Below are 17544 nucleotides of genomic sequence, written 5' to 3'. Positions count from 1 at the left end.
ATTCTGCAATTGGTGGGGCGGCATGGCGGTTCTGCGCGGTATCCTGGGACTGGCCTGCCTGATCGGCCTGGCAATCCTGTTTTCGACCGACCGCCGGAACATCCGGCCCCGGATCGTCCTGGCCGCCGTGGCGATGCAGGTGGCGCTGGGCGGGCTGGTCCTGTTCGTGCCGCCGGGGCGCCGGGCGCTCCATGCCGTGTCCGACGGGGTCAACCTGGTGCTCGGCTACGGCGCGGAGGGCATCCGGTTTTTGTTCGGCGGCCTGGTCGATCCGCGCATGCTCACCCTGTTCCCGGACGACGGCTTCATCTTCGCGTTCCGCATCCTGCCGCAGATCGTCTATATCTCGGCGCTGATCGCCATCCTGTACCATTACGGCGTCATGCAGCGCACGGCCCGAATCCTGGGCGGCCTGGTCCGCGCGGCGCTCGGCACCACGACGATCGAATCCTTCTCCGCCGTCACCACCATCTTCCTGGGACAGAGCGAGATGCCGGTCGCCATCCGGCCCTATGTCCCGCTGCTGACCAGGGGCGAACTGTTCGCGGTGATGTCCAGCGGCACGGCCTCGGTCGCCGGCTCGGTGCTCGCGGGCTATGCCGGCCTGGGCGTGCCGATGGAATATCTGCTGGCGGCCTCGGTGATGGCGATCCCCGGCGGCCTGCTCTTCGCCAAGATCATCATGCCCTCGGACGAGGAAACCCGCATCACCCGCCTGGACCTGGATTTCGGCCACGAACGTCCCGCCAACATGTTCGAGGCCATCGCCGTGGGCGCGTCCAGCGGCGTGGCCGTCGCGGTGGCGGTGGGCAGCATGCTGATCGCCTTCATCGGCCTGATCGCCCTGGCCAACGGGCTGACCCATGGAATGGGCACCTGGTTCGGGGTGGCCGATCTGTCGCTCGAACGTATTTTCGGCGTGGTCTTCGCCCCGCTGGCCTGGCTGGTCGGCGTGCCCTGGCATGCCTGCGGCATCGTCGGCGCCATCATGGGCCAGAAGCTGATCTTCAACGAATTCGTGGCCTACGTCACGCTGTCGCCACTGTTTCACCAGGCCACGCTCGACGGGCGCACCCTGGCCATCGCCTCCTTCGCGCTGTGCGGCTTTTCCAACCTCTCCTCGGTGGGCATCCTGATCGCCGCCTTCGGCAGCGTCGCCCCGGAACGCCGGTCCGAAATCGCCCGGATCGGCCTGCGCGCGGTCCTGGCCGGCTCGCTGTCCAACTTCGCCAGCGCCACGATCGCCGGCATGTTCGTGGGGTAGCCCCCCTGTTCCCCGCCGACCTGTTCCGTGCCGGCCTATTCCGTGCCGACCGGCCGGCTCAGCAGCCTGTCCCGCGCCTCCGCCATGCCGATATCCCCGGCCAGCAGCAGCGACACCGTCTCGATCACCGGCACGGCGATATCGTGCCGGCGCGCCAGCGCCAGGATCGCGGGCGCGGTGCTCACCCCCTCGGCCACCGTCGTGCGGTGGCGCAGGATCGTCTCCAGGCTCTCACCCTGTCCCAGCGCCAGGCCCAGGCTGAAATTGCGCGACGACGCCCCGGTGCAGGTCAGGATCAGGTCCCCGACCCCCGCCAGCCCGGACAGGGTCGCGGCCCGGCCCCCCAGGCCCTGCGACAGCCGCCCCAACTCGGCCAGTCCGCGGGTGATCAGCGACGCCCGGGCATTCTCGCCCAGCCCGGCGCCGATCGTCGCGCCGGCGGCGATGGCGATCACGTTCTTCGCCGCCCCGCCGACCTGCACGCCGATCGCGTCGTCACTGGCGTAAAGCCGGAATTCCGGCGTCGTCAGATGGTCCGCCAGGTCCCGCGCCGGCGCCAGTTCGCCGCCGGCCAGCACCGCCGCCGTCGGCAGGCCCTGCGCCACCTCGTGCGCGAAATTCGGCCCGGACAGCACGGCGCGCGGCAGGCCGGGGAACCGTTCGGCGATCACCTCCAGCGGCAGCGCCAGCGTGTCGCGTTCCACCCCCTTGCAGCAGGCGATCATCGGCCCCGCCGCCGGCACGTGCGCCAGCACCGCGCGCAGATGCTGCATCGGCACGGCCAGCAGCACCGCGTCGGCCTCCCGCGGCATCTCGCCGGTCACGGTGATCGATTCGGGCAGCACGACCTGCGGCAGGCGCGGCAAGGCACGCCCGGGCGTCAGGCTTTCGGGGTGCCGCGCCCACAGATGGACCCGCGCGCCGGCCCGCGCGGCCTGGACGGCCAGCGCGATGCCCCAGGCCCCGGCCCCGATGACGGCTATGCGTGTCGCGTTCATGACCCTGCTCCCTTGCCCCGTTTTCTGGGCCCCGTTTTCTGGACCCCGTTTCCCGGCCTATTCCCGGGCGATCCGCGTCGCGCCGGCCTCTCCTGTCCCATCCGGGGACAGGTGGGCAAGGGCCCGCAGCGCCGAAAGTCCCTGTTCGACAAAGCCATAGGGCGGATTGACCACTACCAGCCCGCTGCCGTTCAGCCGCGCCGGATCCAGCGGCGGCCGCAGGGTCAGTTCCAGCGCCACGATGTCGCGAATCCCCGAATCGCGCAGCGAATCGCGGAAGGCACGCACCGGCGCGCGATTCTTGATCGGATACCATGCCGCGATGATGCCGGTGGCGAATCGCCGATGCGCCGTTGCGATCCCGGCCGCCAGCCGGGCGAATTCGTCCGGCTGCTCGAACGGCGGGTCGATCAGCACCAGCCCGCGCTTCGCCTCGCGCGGCGGCAGCAGCGCGCCCAGCGCCTGGTAGCCGTCGCGGGCATGGACCGAAACCTGCGGATTGCCGGCAAAGACGGCGCGCAGCGCGCGACTGTCCTCGGGATGCAGCTCGCAGCAGACCAGCCTGTCCTGCGGGCGCAGCATCATCGCGGCGATCAGCGGCGATCCGGGATAGGCGGCGGGCGCCCCGGTCCGGCGCACCAGGTCCAGATAGGCGTCGGGCACGCCCGGCGCGGCCGATTCCAGCAGGCGGCCGATCCCCGCGCGCCACTCCCCGGTGCGCCCGGCCTGATCACCGGTCAGGTCGTAGCTGCCGATCCCCGCATGGGTATCCAGCACCGAAAACGCGGCCGGCTTGCGCGCCAGCGCCTGCAGGATCAGCACCAGCAGGACATGCTTCATGCAATCGGCGAAATTGCCGGCATGAAAGGCGTGACGGTAGTTCATGCGCGGTGATTCACATCGAATCGGGGCACATCGAAGAGGGGCACATCGATGAAGACGGGGCACGCCCATGAAGAGGGGCGAACCGCTCGGCCATCTGCTCCAGCGGCCAGCGCGGCCGGGGCAGCAGGTCCAAATCCTGTCCGGCCGGCAGGCCCAGCGCCCGGCAGGCGCGGATCGTCTCGATCGCGGCCCAGCCCACCATGACGGCATTGTCGGTGCACAGGCGCAGCGGCGGCGCGGCGAAGGGCAGGCCATGCGCATCCGCCAGCGCGGTCAGCCGCGCGCGCAGCGCCCCGTTCGCCGCGACGCCGCCGGCCGCCACCAGCAGGGTCGCCTGCGGCATCATCTCCAGCGCATGCGCCACCCGGTCGGCGACGATATCGGCCACCGCGTCCTGGAAACTGGCGGCGATGCCGGCCGCCGCGGCACGGGGCAGGGCGTCGCCGGCGAACGGCGCCAGCTTCTGCGCCACCGCCGTCTTCAGCCCCGAGAACGAAAAATCGCAGCCCGGCCGGCCCAGCAGCGGACGGGGCAGCGGCCAGGGCGCCGGATCGCCCTCGCGCGCCAGCGCCTCGACCGCCGGCCCGCCGGGCCAGCCCAGGCCCAGCATCTTCGCCACCTTGTCGAACGCCTCGCCCGCCGCGTCGTCGATCGTGCCGCCCAGCCTGCGATAGCGTCCGACTCCTTCGACGGCGATGCACTGGCAATGCCCGCCCGAGACCAGCAGCAGCAGATAGGGAAACGCCGCCCCCCCCGGCACCAGGCCGGGCAGGCGGGCGGTCAGGGCATGCGCCTCGATATGGTTCACGGCGACGAAGGGCCGGTCCAGCGCCACGGCCAGCCCCTTGGCCAGGCCGGCCCCCACGATCAGTCCGCCGATCAGGCCGGGCCCGGTGCTGGCCGCCACCGCGCCGATATCCGTCGCACGCATCCCGGCATCGTCCAGGGTGCGGCGCACCAGGGCCGGCAGCGCCGCCAGATGGGCCCGCGCCGCGATTTCGGGCACCACGCCGCCGAACGGCACATGGCCGGCCTGCGACAGCACGGTGTCGGCCAGCACCGTGCCGTCGGCGTCCAGAATGGCGCAGGCCGTGTCGTCGCACGACGATTCGATTGCCAGGATGGGGGCAGGGGAGGACGATAGGGTCATTGCGTAAAATACAGCACGTAAAATACAGCTCGGGCGGGCGTTATGTCATCTTTCCTTCGCGCCGTCGCGGTAATAGACACGTCGCATGGATTTCGCTCGCTCTCCCGCCCCGGAACCGGCCCCCGAACCCCCCGCGGCGCCTTCCGCGGCCCCCTCGGTCGCGCCCTCCGCCACGTTGCAGGACATCGCGGCCCAGGCGGCCGCGCGCCAGCGCCAGGGCGTGGCCCGGACGCAGGGCCATGCCCGGCGGCAATTGCCGCTGCGCGTCGGCACCCGGGGCTCGCCGCTGGCGCTGGTGCAGACGCGGGCCTTCCTGACGGTGCTGACCCGCTTCTGTCCGGTGCTGCGCGACATGGGCGCGTTCCAGGAGCACCAGATCAGCACGACGGGCGACCAGGTGCAGAATCGCCGCCTGGCCGAAATCGGCGGCAAGGGCCTGTTCGCCAAGGAAATCCATGACGCGCTGGCCGACGGGCGGGTCGATTTCGCGGTGCACAGCCTGAAGGACCTGGAAACCACGCTGCCGCCCGGCCTGGTGCTGGCCTGCACCCTGCGGCGCGAGGACGCGCGCGACGTGCTGATCCTCGGGCCCGGCCTGGCGGCCGAAACCAGGGACGGCGACGCGCCCTTCGCCGCCCTGCCGCGGGGCGCGCTGGTGGGCTGCGCGTCGGTGCGGCGCCAGGCGCAGATGCTGCATGTGCGGCCCGACCTGCGGTTCGGCCTGCTGCGCGGCAATGTCCAGACCCGCCTGGACAAGCTGGCGGCACGGCAATGCGACGCCACCCTGCTGGCCCTGGCGGGCCTGCGCCGCCTGGGCATGGAAGACCGCGCCGACATCGTCCTGGACCCCGACATCATGGTTCCCGCCGCCGGCCAGGGGATCGTCGGCGTGACCGTCCGCGAAAGCGACGTCGAACTGCGCGAACTGCTCGCCGCCATCGAGGATTACGAAGCCCGCGCCGTGGCCACCGCCGAGCGCGCGCTCCTGGCCGAACTGGACGGCTCGTGCCGCACGCCGATCGGCGGCTATGCGCGCCTGATCCCGGCGCAGGACGGGGACGACCCCGTCCTGCGCCTGACCGGCCTGGTCGCGCGTGAGGACGGGTCGTTCCTGCTGCGCCGCGTGGTGACCGGCGCCCCCGCCGACGCCGAACGAATGGGCCGCGAACTCGGGCGTAGCCTGCGGGCCGACAGCCCGGCGGACATCTTTGCCCCCTGACCCTCCGTCCGCCGGCCTTCGTCCGGGCGGCCAGCGCCCGGCGGTCCTGATTACCCGGCCCGAACCGGGCCTGACCGAAACCATGGACGCCGTCTCGGCGCTGGGCTGGCGGGCCGTGGCCCTGCCGGCCCTGCGGGCCGAACCGGTGGGGCAGGGGCCGCTTGCGGCGCGCGGCGCGCAGGCCGTCCTCGTCACCAGCGGCCAGGCGGTCGCGGCGCTGGCCGGCCGGCTGCCGCCGGATCTGCCGATGCTTGTGGTGGGCGCCGCCACGGCCCGGCGCGCACGCGACGCCGGCTTCACCCGGGTCACGGCGGCCGGCGGCACGGCCGACGCGCTGGCCGACCTGGTGCTGTCGGCACGGCATGCCGGCGACGGCGCGCTGCTGCTGGCGACCGCCGCGGGCTACGGGCACGCGCTTGCGGATCGCCTGCGGCGGAACGGTTTTCGGGTCATCCGGCGCCGTGTCTACCGCGTCCGGCCGGCAATGCCGCCCCCCGCCGCCCTGCGCGCGCTGCTTCAGGATGGCGGGATCGCGGCCGCCCTGTTCTTTTCGGCCGAAACCGCACGCCAGTTCCTGCGCCGCCTGCCGCGGGACCTGCGCGATGGGCTGCGCGACGTGCGCGCCATCGCGATCTCGGACGGCACGGCCCAGATCCTCGATGCCATTCCGTGGCGCGCCATCGAACGCGCCGCGACGCCCGACCAGGCGGCGATGCTGGACCGGCTGGGGCCGGTCGCCGCGCCGTCTCGGCGCGACGCCGGTCCACCCGGCCCATGAAAAGGCCCGGCCGGACGATCCCGGCCGGAGCGCGTCACCGGCGCGTCAATGGAAGGCGGCGGTGCCTTCGTACAGATCCTCGCCCCGGGCGCGCGCCCGGCGGGTATGTTCGCGCGCGTGCGTCGGGATCGAAAGATACAGCGTCAGCAGCCCGGCGAAGGCATAGAGGCCCGAGAAGATCCAGATGATCCCCTCGATCCCACGCCAGGACTCGAACCAGGTGACGATCGCCGGCCCCACCCAGGTGCTGGCGCCCGCGCCCAGGCCCAGCGCCGACAGGGCGGCCGCCTTCTCCTTCGGGCAGATCTGCGGAACCAGGCCGGAAAGAGGCACGAACGCCGCGACCGTCGCGCCGTAGAAGATGCCCGCCAGCGCCGCCAGCAGGAAATTGCCGTGATGCGCCAGGGGCACGTAATAGAACACGGGCACCGAGATCGCGGACCCCAGGCAGCCGGCGATCGATACGACCGTCCGATGGCCCAGCCGGTCGGCCAGCATGCCGGACGCCAGGTTGAACAGGATATTGCTCAGGAACACGATCGACAGCAATTGCAGCCACTGGGGCAGGCTGAAGCCCACGACCCGGGTGAAGAAGGCCGGCATGATCACCAGAAACGCATATTCCGACGCGGTGTCGATGGTGCGCACGATCATGGCGACGAACGTCTTGGGCTCGCGCCACAGGATCGAGATCGATCCGAAGAAGATCCCGCGCACCGACACGTCGCGGGCCGCCAGACGCGCCGCGCCGCGCGGCTCGCGCGTCAGCAGCAGCGCGACCAGCCCGCCCGCGATCACCAGGCCCAGCGACAGCCAGAACGTCGTCACTTCGCCGACCACCGGAATGGCGACGCTGGCGAACAGCGAACCCAGGGTCGGCAATCCGCCGGAGAAGGCGAACCAGAACCAGCCTGCCGCGGAGCCCAATTGCCGTGGCGGCGTGGCGGCCGCGATCCAGACAAGAAACCCGTAGGCGAACAGCGGATAGCCCAGGCCGCGCACCGTATAGGCGACCAGCATGGCCGGATAGCTGCCGGTCGAAACGCCCAGCAGCAGGAACAGCACTTCGAAGACGGCCCAGATCCCAAGGCCGATCCACATCACGCGCTTCGGTCCCCAAAGGTCGGACAGCGGCCCGGACAGCCAGGACGAGATGGAAACCGCGACACCATAGACGGTGAACAGCAAGGCCACGGCACGCGCGGAAACGCCGTGATTTTCAAGATAGGGGGCCAGATAGCCGGCCTCGACCCCATCGCCGATCATGAACAGAAGCAGGCCGACAAAGCCCCATAGCAACGGGCGCGGGATGCCGATCCGCTCGGCGATCGATGGTCGGGGCGGCAGAATTTCTGTCTGCGTCAAGGGGAGATGCTCCTCTTTAACAGGCAGCCAACATAACGGTGAGGGGCTTCGCCTCATTACGAAGCATCGATGCAAGCTGCGTTCGAAATCGCATGCGCGGCATGTCGCATTTCGAATCATCATGTAGGGATGCGCGCCAACGGCGCTGAAGCGTCAGTCTCTTTCCGGGACGTTCTGGTCGAAATCGCTCTGTGCGATAATAAGTCCCGTAAAAAACACATATGTGACGAAACATATATGGAAAATCAGTCGAATCGAAAGCAATCCCGAAGGGATTCTCAGTCCGATACGTCAAAAATCTCTACCTTTCCTGCTTTTCTCCATCTTTGTTGGGGTGTGCATGGACATGTTATGGAAAACATACGAAAGTTTGAAGAGAAAATATCAAAAAACGTCAAAATTTCATGGCAAGTCATGGATATTTTAATATTAATACATGATAAATAAACATGATTATATTAATTTATTGAAAAATTATTATTGTATTTTTATAAGTATTGTCGGAATGGATGACTATTGCACGTTTTGTCTGTACAAATATAAAAATATCAATATTTATGCCCCGCCATCCGCCCCGGAAACAAAAAGGCCCGCACGAGGCGGGCCTTTCCAACCGGGCACGGGGCTCGGCACCGGGTCCTGGGCAGGTGCTCAGGCGTTGCCGGCGGTCTGTGGAAAATTGTTGGCCTGCCGCTTGGCCTGCCACAGCGCCACGAAATCGATCGGCTGCAGCACGACGGGCGGGAAACCGCCATCGCGGGTCACTTCGCTGATGATGTTGCGCACATACGGGAAGATCAGGCGCGGCACTTCCACCAGCAGGATCGGCTCGACCAGCTCGTCCGGCGCGTTGGTCAGGGTCGCGACGGCGGCATAGGCCAGTTCGGCGACGAAGACGGTGCGGCCCGGGGCGGCGCCCTCGGTCTCCGGCGCTTCCGACGCCTCGGCCTTGATCGCCAGCACGACTTCGAAGATCGGCTGGTCGGCCTGCAGGCGGCTCGCCTGCACGTCGATGTTCACGGCGATCTGGGGATTCGCGCGCAAGGTCGCGAAGATTTCCGCACCCGAAGGAACCTCGAAGGACAGGTCCTTGATATATTGGACATTAATGGTCAGCGGCAGCGCCGGCGGAATGCTCTGGGCGCCGTCGGCGGGGGGCTGAGTCGTGTCGGACATGAACGAAGTCTTTCTTGTAGGCAGGTGGGCGGAAAGGCGGCGATGACCGAGCCTCGGCGGTAGCACGCCGCGCGGCGTTCGCCAACCGTGCCGGGGCGGCCGTCCGGAAATTCATGCGGCCGCCCTTGGGCGCGCCTTTGGCCGCTCTGGCGCATTGTGCCGCCGGAGGGGCTTGCTTATGTGTAGGGGCAGATGAAGGGGGGATGGCGCGGACCGGCCGGGCCGGACCGCCTCTTGATGGGCTTGGTGATGGATTTCTCGTTCAGTCATTTTCCGTTCGACCTGGTGCTGTTCGGCCTGATCGCCGCGTTCCTGGCGCTGCGCCTGCGCAGTATCCTGGGGACCCGCGTGGGCGTCGAACCCGCGCCCCCACCTGGTGCTGCGCCCCGCCCCGGCCCGGTGATCGACGCCCGCGCCGAACCGCCCGCCCCGGTGGCCGAGTACGACGTGCCCGCGCCGGAAACCCGGGTCGGCCAGGTCCTGGCCGCCATCGCCCGGCAGGAACGTGATTTCGTGCCGGCGCAGTTCCTGCGCGGGGTGGAGACATCGTTCCGCCAGATCGTGCAGGCCTTCGCCGCCGGCGATACCGCCATGCTGCGCGATCGCCTGACCGCGAATGCCTTCGCCGCGTTCGACGCCGCCATCCGCGCGCGCCAGCAGGCGGGCGAGACCCAGAAATCCGAAGTTCGCGCCATCGCCGGCCTGTCGATCGTCGATGCGGAGATCCAGCCGCGCGACGGCGCCGCCCATGCCCGGATCGATGTGCGCATCGTCTCGGACCAGGTCAGCCTGACCCTGGACAAGGACGGCCATCCTGTCGCCGGCACCGATGCCGTGACCGAATTTTCCGACCTGTGGACGTTCGAGCGGCTGCTCGGCGTGCCGATCGGCGGCGCGGCCTGGCGCTTGGCCGCCAGCCGCAGCGCCTGATTCGTCCGGCGGCTGTTGTCCGGGGTCTCCCGGCAGGTCCTTCCAGTCCACATCATCCCAATCTGGCTGTTTCCTTGCCCTATCCATTCATGACCAAGACCCTGCGGGGAGCCGCTGTTGCGGCGATCGCCCTGCTGTCCGCCTGCGCCGCCACCATCCCGGGCGGCGGCCGGCCCGTCCCCTTCGCCGACCTCCAGGGCTGGGGCGCGGACGAAGCCGCGGCCGCGCTGCCGACTTTCCTGGCCGAATGCCGCCATCTGGGGCGCCTGCCGGTCGAAGCGAGCCTGGGGACCAGCAGCCCGGGGACCAGCCTGAGCACCGGCGACCAGGGCTCCGGCGACGCCCCCAGTGGCGGCCCGGGCGGCAGGTTGGGCACGCATGTCGGCGACTGGCTGCCGTCCTGCCGCGCCGCCGCGTCGCTTCCCGTGGGTGACGGCCCGGCGGCGCGGCAATTCTTCGAAACCTGGTTCCAGCCGACGCTCATGGCCCCGTCGGCGCTGTTCACCGGTTATTATGAACCCGAGATCCGCGGCGCGCTGTCGCGCGGCGGCATCTTCCAGACCCCGGTCTATCGGGTGCCCGATGACCTGGTGCGCACCCGGGCCACCGACGGGCGGATGGTGACCGGGCGCTGGGAGAACGGAAAATTCGTGCCCTACTGGACGCGCGCGCAGATCGATGCGGGCGCGCTGGCCGGGCGCAACCTGGAATTGCTGTGGGTCGCCGACCCGGCCGACCTGTTCTTCCTGCAGATCCAGGGATCGGGCCGTGTCCGCCTGCCCAGCGGACAGGTCGTCCGCCTGGGCTATGGCGGCAAGAACGGCCGGGACTACGTGCCGCTGGGCCGCGTGCTGGTCCGGCAGGGCGAAATGGACGAGGACGCGGTCAGCATGCAGTCGATTCGCGCCTGGCTCAGTGCCCATCCCGACCGGGCCCGCGCGGTGATGGAGGAAAATCCGGACTACGTGTTTTTCGACATGCTGGACAATCTCCATCCCGACCAGGGGGCGCCGGGGGCGATGGGCGTGCCGCTGGCGCCCGGCCGGACCGCGGCGGTGGACCAGCGGGCGATTCCGCTGGGCGCGCCCATCTGGGTCGAAACGACACTGCCCGCGCCCGCGAATGCAAGCTGGCGGCGCCTGGTCTTCGCGCAGGATACCGGCACCGACATCCAGGGACCGGGGCGGGCGGACCTGTTCCTGGGCTGGGGCGACCAGGCCGAGCAGGTCGCCGGCGCGATGCGCCAGGATGGCCGGATGGTCGTCTTCGTACCCCGTCCCGTCGTCACCCGGCAGCCCTGAAGGAACCCGAGCCATGACGTCCCCGCGCAAGGCAGGCGCCAAGGCCAAGGCGGCGGCCGTGCCGCGCACGCTGCGCTATGCGCTCGATCCGCATGTGCTGTACCGGGGCGATTGTCTGCGCGTGCTGCGCAGGATGGCCCCCGAATCGGTCGATGTCGTCGTGACGTCGCCACCCTACAATATCGGGCTGGGCTACCGGACCTACAGCGACCGGATGACCGAAACCCAATACCTGGACTGGATGGTGGCGATCGCGGCCGAACTGCACCGCGTCCTGCGCCCCGACGGGTCGTTTTTTCTCAATATCGCCGGGTCGTCCTCGCAACCCTGGATTCCCTTCGAACTGGCGACCCGCCTGCGCGCGACCTTCCACCTGCAGAACCATATCAGTTGGATCAAATCCGTCTCGGTGGACGAGGACACGTTCGGCCATTTCAAGCCGGTCAACAGCCCGCGCTACCTGCATCGCAATCACGAGCATCTGTTTCACCTGACCCGCAGCGGGACGGTGGAATTGCGGCGCCTGGACATCGGCGTGCCCTACAAGGACAAATCCAACATCGCGCGCCGCGGGCACGAACAGGACCGGCGCTGCCGGGGGGACACCTGGTTCATCCCCTATGAAACCGTGCAGGACAAGGCGCAGAAATTCCACCATCCGGGCACGTTTCCCGTGCAGTTGCCGCGCATGTGCATCCGCCTGCACGGCCGTCCGGGCGCCGTGGTGCTCGACCCGTTCATGGGCACCGGCACCACTCTGGTCGCCGCCCATGCCGAAGGCGCGCGCGCGATCGGCATCGATCTCGATACGGACTATGTGAATATAGCGCGTGAGCGACTGGCCCGGATGATGAACGACACGATGAAATGACGCCGCTCGGCCCAATATCATCGATTCACTCGATGGTTTTGATAGAAAAGATTATTTTGACAGTTAATTGATGGATTGGCACACCGTCCCCAACGCATCAGGGGAGAATTGCCGTGTCGGTCCGCAAGATCGTACTATCCGTCGCAGCATTGGGTGTGGCCGCCTATGGCGGCGTGATCGGTTACTTGACTCATTTCGACCATGAAACGGCGCCGACCCTGTCGGTCAGTTCTCCCACGCTGAAGGACCCGACGGCCGCGGCGGCCTTCGCCGCGATTCGCGAGGCCCGGTGCGATTACTGCCACGCCCGCAGCACGGACCTGCCGTTCTATTTCCACGTGCCGGTGGCGAACCAGTTGATGCAGCGCGATCTGGACCAGGGCCTGCGCCATTTCCGCATCGAGCCGGTGCTGGCCGCCTTCCAGAACGGCACCGTGCCGTCCGAGGAGCAATTGTCGCGGATCGAGGAAGTGATCCGCCAGAACCGCATGCCGCCTACGCTCTACCTGCTGATGCACTGGCACGCCCATCTGTCGCAGGCGCAGCGTGACGCGCTGCTGTCCTGGATCGCGGCCGAGCGGCGTGCCCATTACGCGACCCCGGGCGTCGCCGCGCGCTTCGCCGCCGAACCGGTGCAGCCGGTCCCCGAAACGATCCCGGTCGATGCCGGCAAGGTCGCGCTGGGCCAGCGCCTGTTCTTCGACAAGCAGCTTTCCGGCAACGGCACCGTCAGTTGCGCAAGCTGCCACGCGCTGGACCATGGCGGCGTCGATGGCCGGGTCACCGCCCTGGGCATCAACAACCAGCACGGCCCGATCAACGTGCCGACGGTCTATGATTCGGCCTTCAACATGAGCCAGTTCTGGAACGGCCGCGCCGCCACCCTGGCCGACCAGGCCGCCGGCCCGGTGATGAACCCGCTGGAAATGGGCGCGCATGACTGGAACGGCGTCGCGGACAAGCTGCGGCAGGACCCGACCTATGTCTCCGCCTTCCAGGCGGCGTTCGGGTCCGACGGCATCGACAAGCAGCGGATCACCGACGCGATCGCCGAGTATGAAAAGACCCTGATCACCCCGGACAGCCGCTTCGACCGCTACCTGAAGGGCGACGAGCAGGCGCTGAGCGCGCAGGAAAAGAACGGCTACGCCCTGTTCAAGAGCATCGGCTGCTCGGGCTGCCACAGCGGCGTCGCGCTGGGCGGCCAGGCCTACGAGGCCATGGGCCTGGAGGGCGACTATTTCACCGATCGCGGCGGCAAGCTGACCGACGCCGATCGCGGCCGCTACATGGTCACCCACGCCAATGCCGACGCGGAACGCTTCAAGGTGCCGAACCTGCGCAACATCGCGCTGACCGCGCCCTATTTCCATGACGGCAGCGTCAAGACCCTGGACCAGGCGGTGCGGGACATGGCGCGCTACCAGACGCCGTATCACGACCTGTCGGATCACGACGTCGCCGACATCGTCGCCTTCCTCAAGACCCTGACCGGCACGTATCAGGGCAAGACCCTGGCCAACGCCACGCCGTAAGACGGGCCGGTACCGCGTTCGGGCCTTCGGCCCGGACGCTTTCTGTTCCCCGGACGCTTTCTGTTCTAAGACACTCCGATCCGCAGGAAGGCGGCGGCGCGGGGCCGCCCCACGCGGGCGGAGGACAGGGTCGTGCGCCGCCGGCGGATCCTCAGAGAAGACGAACAGGCGCTCTGGAGCAGCTTCGTCCGCGACATCACGCCGCTTGCGCGCAAATCTCCCCGGCCGCCATCCGAAGGCGGGGCAGGGACGGCACCCGTTCCGGCGCCCGCTCCGACAACCGATCCCGATCGGCCATCGGCCCGATCATCGACCCAGCCGTCAACTCCGTCCCCCGCCGCCGCCATGCCGGGGCCCCGCGTGCCCGGCCACACGCTGGTCCGCACCCAGGCCGAAATCGAAATCGGCCGCCGCCGTCCCGGCCTGGACGATACGAGCTGGCGTGCCCTGGTCAGCGGCAAGCTGCGTCCCGCCCGCACGCTCGACCTGCACGGCCAGAACGTGCAGGCGGCCTTTTCCCGGCTGCATGCGTTCCTGATCCAGGCCAGGGCGGACAATCTCCGCTGCGTCGAGGTCATTACCGGCCTCGGCTCCGGCCAGCGGGGCGGAGTCCTGCGGCGCGAACTGCCCTTCTGGCTGGGGCGGCCCGACCTGCGGCCGCTGATCCTGGCCGTCACCCATCCGCATGCCGCCAACCAGGGATCGGTCCGCATCCTGCTGCGCCGCGCCGCACACAGGAAAAGCTGAGTGACCGCCGGGAGCGCCGGCATGGCTGCCATGCGCCCGCGCGAATTCCGCTCGCGAATGCTTCTCATCTCCCGTCAATGCAGCTAAGAACAATTCGCATCTAGAGCATTTCCACTGAACACCGGTTCAGCGGAAATGCTCTATGTTGTTATTTTATCGCGCATCTTCACCCGTTCAAACGAGTCCGTTTGAACGGGATCTGCTCTAGCAGGAGAAGCAGTTTGACAGGACAACGCCCCCGGACGATCCGGCGCCTGGCCGCCTCCGCATTGATGCTGTGGGGCGTCGCGATCGGAATCGGCGGCCACGCCCGGGCCGAGACCATCACCGACCTGGCGGGCCGGCAGGTCGACATCCCCGCCCACGTGCATCGGATCGTCCTGGGGGAGGGCAGGCTGGTCTATGCGCTCGCCCCCCTGGAAAAATCCCATCTGTTCGATCGCATCGTCGGCTGGCAGGGCGAATTCCGCGAGGCCGACGTCCAGAGCTACGACAAATATGCGGCGTTGTTCCCGGCGGCGGCCAAGGTCGCGCTGATCGGCAAGACCACGGCCGACACGGTCAGTCCCGAGAAGGTGCTGGACCTGCGCCCCGACCTGGCGGTCCTGGCCGTCAGCGGCCACGGCCCCGGCGCGGCCAGCGAGCTGGTCGCGCAACTGCAAAGCGCGCATGTCCCGGTGGTCTTCGTGGATTTCCGCGCCGATCCGCTGCGCGACACCGTCCGATCGATGCGGATCCTGGGCGCGGTGCTCGATCGCCGCCGGGAAGCCGAGGATTTCATCGCCTTCTACCAGTCGCATCTCGACCATATCCGCGCCCGGCTCGCGACCCTGCCTGATTCGGCGCGCCCCAGCGTGTTCCTGGAAATGCTGGCCGGCACCCGCGAATCCTGCTGCCATACCGCGGGCAAGGGCAATATGGGCGCCTTCATCGATGCGGCGGGCGGCCGCAATATCGCCGCCCCGCTGCTGCCCGGCTATATCGGCGACATCGACCTGGAACAGGTGATCGCCGCCAACCCCGATTTCTACCTCGTGGACGGCACCAAGGGGCCCGATTATCGCGGCCCGGGCGTGCGCATGGGCGCGGAAATCGACCCGGCGACGGCCCGCGCCTCGGTCCGGCAGGTGCTGCAGCGGCCGGGCATCGCGACCCTGGCGGCGGTCCGGGACGGCCATGCCTACGGGCTGTGGCATTCGTTCTACGATTCGCCGTACAACATCCTGGCGGTCGAAATCATGGCCAAATGGTTCCATCCCGATCTGTTCCGCGACCTGGACCCGGATGCGACCCGCGCCGAACTCTACCGGCGCTTCCTGCCCGTCGCCGACAGCGGCACCTACTGGGTCTCGGCAACGCCTGGAGGCATGGAAACGCCCCAGGCCACCGCGAAGCCATGAGCGCGGCATGACCGACCACGCCACCCTGGCCGATACGGACGCCGGCCCGGACGCTGGCCGGGCCGTGGGCGCCGCCATGTCCTCCGCGCGGCAGGCGGGGCTGGTCCGGCAATCCTATCGCCGGCTGCTGCGCCGGCGGGGGCTGGTGCTGCTGGTCCTGGCGGGGTTGATCCTGCTGTCCATGCTGCTGGATTTCGCGCTCGGGCCGGCGGGCCTGCCGCCCGCGACCCTGCTGCATATCCTGCTGCATCCGCATGACGGACCGGTGGGGCAGAGCGTGATCGTCTGGCAGATCCGTCTGCCCTATGCGCTGATGGCGGTCTGCGTCGGCGCCGCGCTCGGTCTGTCGGGGGCGGAAATGCAGACGATCCTGAACAACCCGCTGGCCAGTCCCTTCACGCTGGGCGTCTCGGCCGCCGCCGCGTTCGGGGCGTCGCTGGCCATCGTCCTGCAATGGCGCATCCCGGGCGTCCCGGCCGACTGGGTGGTCTCGGCCGACGCCTTCGCCTTCGCCGTCGGCTCGGCCTTCCTGCTCGACCTCGTCTCGCGCCTGCGCGATGCCTCGACCAGCACGGTGGTGCTGTTCGGCATCGCGCTGGTCTTCACCTTCCACGCTTTGGTCTCGCTGGTGCAGTTCGTGGCCAGCGAGGACGCGCTGCAGGACCTGGTCTTCTGGACCATGGGCAGCCTGACCCGCGCCAACTGGGGCAAGCTCGCGATCCTGGCGGGCGCCTGCGCGGTCATCCTGCCGCTGTCCTTCCGCGCGGCATGGGCGCTGACCGCCCTGCGCATGGGCGAGGAACGGGCCGCCAGCTTCGGCGTCGATGTCCGCCGGCTGCGCGTCGCCGCCCTGCTGCGCATCAGCGTCCTGTCGGCCCTGGCCGTCTCCTTCGTCGGCACGATCGGCTTCGTCGGGCTGATCGCCCCGCATATCGCCCGCCGCCTGCTGGGCGAGGACCATCGCTTCTACCTGCCGGGCAGCGTCCTGGTCGGGTGCCTGATCATGTCGCTCTCGTCGATCGCCGCGCGCAACGTGCTGCCGGGCGTGGTGGTGCCGGTGGGCATCGTCACCGCCCTGGTGGGCATTCCCTTCTTTCTGGCCATCGTGCTGCGGCGGCAGGTGGCGTCGTGACCGGCCCCGACCGGGCCGGCGACCTGTGCGCCCGCAATGTCACGGTCCGCTATGGCCGGCGGACGGTGCTGCAAGACCTGTCGCTCGGCCCGCTGCCCGCCGGGCGCGTTTCGGCCCTGCTCGGCCCCAACGGCAGCGGCAAGTCCACCCTGCTGCGCGCCCTGGCCGGGCTGGAACGCACCGATGCCCAGGTCCGGCTGGGCGCGACCGACCTGTCGCGCCTGCGCCCGGCCGCACGGGCGCGCCATTGCGTCTATCTGCCGCAGGCCCTGCCGCCGCCCGTGCATCTGCAGGTGCTGGAATCCGTCATCGCCGCCCGCCGCGCCGGCCCCCATGCGGGCGGATGGCAGGACGACGAGGTGACCGAATCGCTGGAGATCCTGGCCCGCCTGGGCGTGGACCAGTTGGCGCTCCGCTACATGGACGCGCTGTCGGGCGGGCAGCGCCAACTGGTCGGGCTGGCCCAGGCGCTGGTGCGCCGTCCGGACGTGCTGCTGCTGGACGAGCCGCTCAGCGCGCTGGACCTGCATCACCAGTTCTCGGTCATGGATATGGTCCGCCAGGAAACGCGCACGCGCGGCATGGTCACCGTCGTGGTGCTGCATGACCTGAATATCGCGCTGCAGCAGGCCGATTACGCGGTCATGCTGTCCGATGGTAAAATCCAAGGCGCCGGCCCGCCGATTCAGGTCGTCACCGCTCCGGTGCTGCGGCAGGTCTATGGCGTGCGTGCGCGCATCGAACATTGCTCGCGCGGGCGGCCCCACGTGGTGGTGGACGGAGTGGAATAAGG

16 protein-coding genes are annotated in these 17544 nt (G+C 68.9%); 11 read left to right on the top strand and 5 right to left on the bottom strand.

Annotation, left to right across the window (positions count from 1 at the left end):
- Positions 1 to 22: 22 nt before the first annotated feature.
- Entirely contained in the window at positions 23 to 1264 is a 1242-nt protein-coding gene (locus AAC691_RS03485; protein ID WP_342628961.1) for a NupC/NupG family nucleoside CNT transporter, read from the top strand.
- A gap of 35 nt (positions 1265 to 1299) precedes the next feature.
- On the opposite strand, the gene AAC691_RS03480 is transcribed toward AAC691_RS03485, so the two are convergent.
- From AAC691_RS03480 to tsaD, 3 genes are read right to left on the bottom strand one after another with little or no spacing between them, the layout of a single operon-like run.
- Positions 1300 to 2262: an NAD(P)H-dependent glycerol-3-phosphate dehydrogenase gene (locus AAC691_RS03480; RefSeq protein WP_323991204.1), complete on the bottom strand. Its 963-nt coding sequence runs from the start codon at positions 2260 to 2262 to the stop codon at positions 1300 to 1302.
- A 57-nt stretch (positions 2263 to 2319) separates the two neighbouring features.
- Positions 2320 to 3147, bottom strand: a complete 828-nt coding sequence (locus AAC691_RS03475; RefSeq protein ID WP_342628960.1) for a 23S rRNA (adenine(2030)-N(6))-methyltransferase RlmJ — start codon at positions 3145 to 3147, stop codon at positions 2320 to 2322.
- Between the two features lie 10 nt (positions 3148 to 3157).
- Positions 3158 to 4297, bottom strand: coding sequence for a tRNA (adenosine(37)-N6)-threonylcarbamoyltransferase complex transferase subunit TsaD (tsaD, locus tag AAC691_RS03470; RefSeq protein ID WP_342628959.1), 1140 nt, complete (start codon positions 4295 to 4297; stop codon positions 3158 to 3160).
- Between the two features lie 85 nt (positions 4298 to 4382).
- Between tsaD and hemC the strand changes: the two genes are divergently transcribed.
- Both hemC and AAC691_RS03460 read left to right on the top strand, forming a co-directional pair.
- Positions 4383 to 5516: a hydroxymethylbilane synthase gene (gene hemC / locus AAC691_RS03465; protein ID WP_342628958.1), complete on the top strand. Its 1134-nt coding sequence runs from the start codon at positions 4383 to 4385 to the stop codon at positions 5514 to 5516.
- Positions 5506 to 6294, top strand: a complete 789-nt coding sequence (locus tag AAC691_RS03460; protein WP_342628957.1) for a uroporphyrinogen-III synthase — start codon at positions 5506 to 5508, stop codon at positions 6292 to 6294. Before hemC ends, AAC691_RS03460 begins: the two co-directional genes overlap by 11 nt.
- A gap of 45 nt (positions 6295 to 6339) precedes the next feature.
- On the opposite strand, the gene AAC691_RS03455 is transcribed toward AAC691_RS03460, so the two are convergent.
- Complete coding sequence (locus AAC691_RS03455; protein WP_342628956.1) at positions 6340 to 7659, bottom strand: MFS transporter; 1320 nt, start codon at positions 7657 to 7659, stop codon at positions 6340 to 6342.
- Between the two features lie 651 nt (positions 7660 to 8310).
- On the bottom strand, positions 8311 to 8835 hold the full coding sequence (secB, locus tag AAC691_RS03450; RefSeq protein ID WP_176641097.1) for a protein-export chaperone SecB: 525 nt from the start codon (positions 8833 to 8835) through the stop codon (positions 8311 to 8313).
- Between the two features lie 249 nt (positions 8836 to 9084).
- On the opposite strand from secB, the gene AAC691_RS03445 reads away from it, so the two are divergent.
- The 8 genes from AAC691_RS03445 (at position 9085) to AAC691_RS03410 (ending at position 17542) form a co-directional block, all read left to right on the top strand.
- Entirely contained in the window at positions 9085 to 9765 is a 681-nt protein-coding gene (locus AAC691_RS03445; RefSeq protein WP_342630131.1) for a Tim44/TimA family putative adaptor protein, read from the top strand.
- A gap of 89 nt (positions 9766 to 9854) precedes the next feature.
- Positions 9855 to 11066, top strand: coding sequence for an MltA domain-containing protein (locus AAC691_RS03440; RefSeq protein ID WP_342628955.1), 1212 nt, complete (start codon positions 9855 to 9857; stop codon positions 11064 to 11066).
- Positions 11067 to 11079: 13 nt separating this feature from the next.
- On the top strand, positions 11080 to 11937 hold the full coding sequence (locus AAC691_RS03435; protein ID WP_342628954.1) for a site-specific DNA-methyltransferase: 858 nt from the start codon (positions 11080 to 11082) through the stop codon (positions 11935 to 11937).
- Positions 11938 to 12050: 113 nt separating this feature from the next.
- On the top strand, positions 12051 to 13472 hold the full coding sequence (locus AAC691_RS03430; protein ID WP_342628953.1) for a cytochrome-c peroxidase: 1422 nt from the start codon (positions 12051 to 12053) through the stop codon (positions 13470 to 13472).
- 132 nt (positions 13473 to 13604) lie between these two features.
- Positions 13605 to 14219, top strand: a complete 615-nt coding sequence (locus AAC691_RS03425) for a Smr/MutS family protein (RefSeq protein ID WP_342628952.1) — start codon at positions 13605 to 13607, stop codon at positions 14217 to 14219.
- Between the two features lie 272 nt (positions 14220 to 14491).
- Positions 14492 to 15619, top strand: coding sequence for an ABC transporter substrate-binding protein (locus AAC691_RS03420; protein ID WP_342630130.1), 1128 nt, complete (start codon positions 14492 to 14494; stop codon positions 15617 to 15619).
- A 76-nt stretch (positions 15620 to 15695) separates the two neighbouring features.
- Positions 15696 to 16751, top strand: a complete 1056-nt coding sequence (locus AAC691_RS03415) for an iron ABC transporter permease (protein WP_342630129.1) — start codon at positions 15696 to 15698, stop codon at positions 16749 to 16751.
- Positions 16748 to 17542, top strand: coding sequence for an ABC transporter ATP-binding protein (locus AAC691_RS03410; RefSeq protein WP_342628951.1), 795 nt, complete (start codon positions 16748 to 16750; stop codon positions 17540 to 17542). Before AAC691_RS03415 ends, AAC691_RS03410 begins: the two co-directional genes overlap by 4 nt.
- Positions 17543 to 17544: the final 2 nt, after the last annotated feature.

Origin of the sequence: Nguyenibacter vanlangensis, from assembly GCF_038719015.1 — a bacterium.
Lineage (GTDB): Bacteria > Pseudomonadota > Alphaproteobacteria > Acetobacterales > Acetobacteraceae > Gluconacetobacter > Gluconacetobacter vanlangensis.
This window is presented reverse-complemented; position numbering and strand designations above follow the sequence as displayed.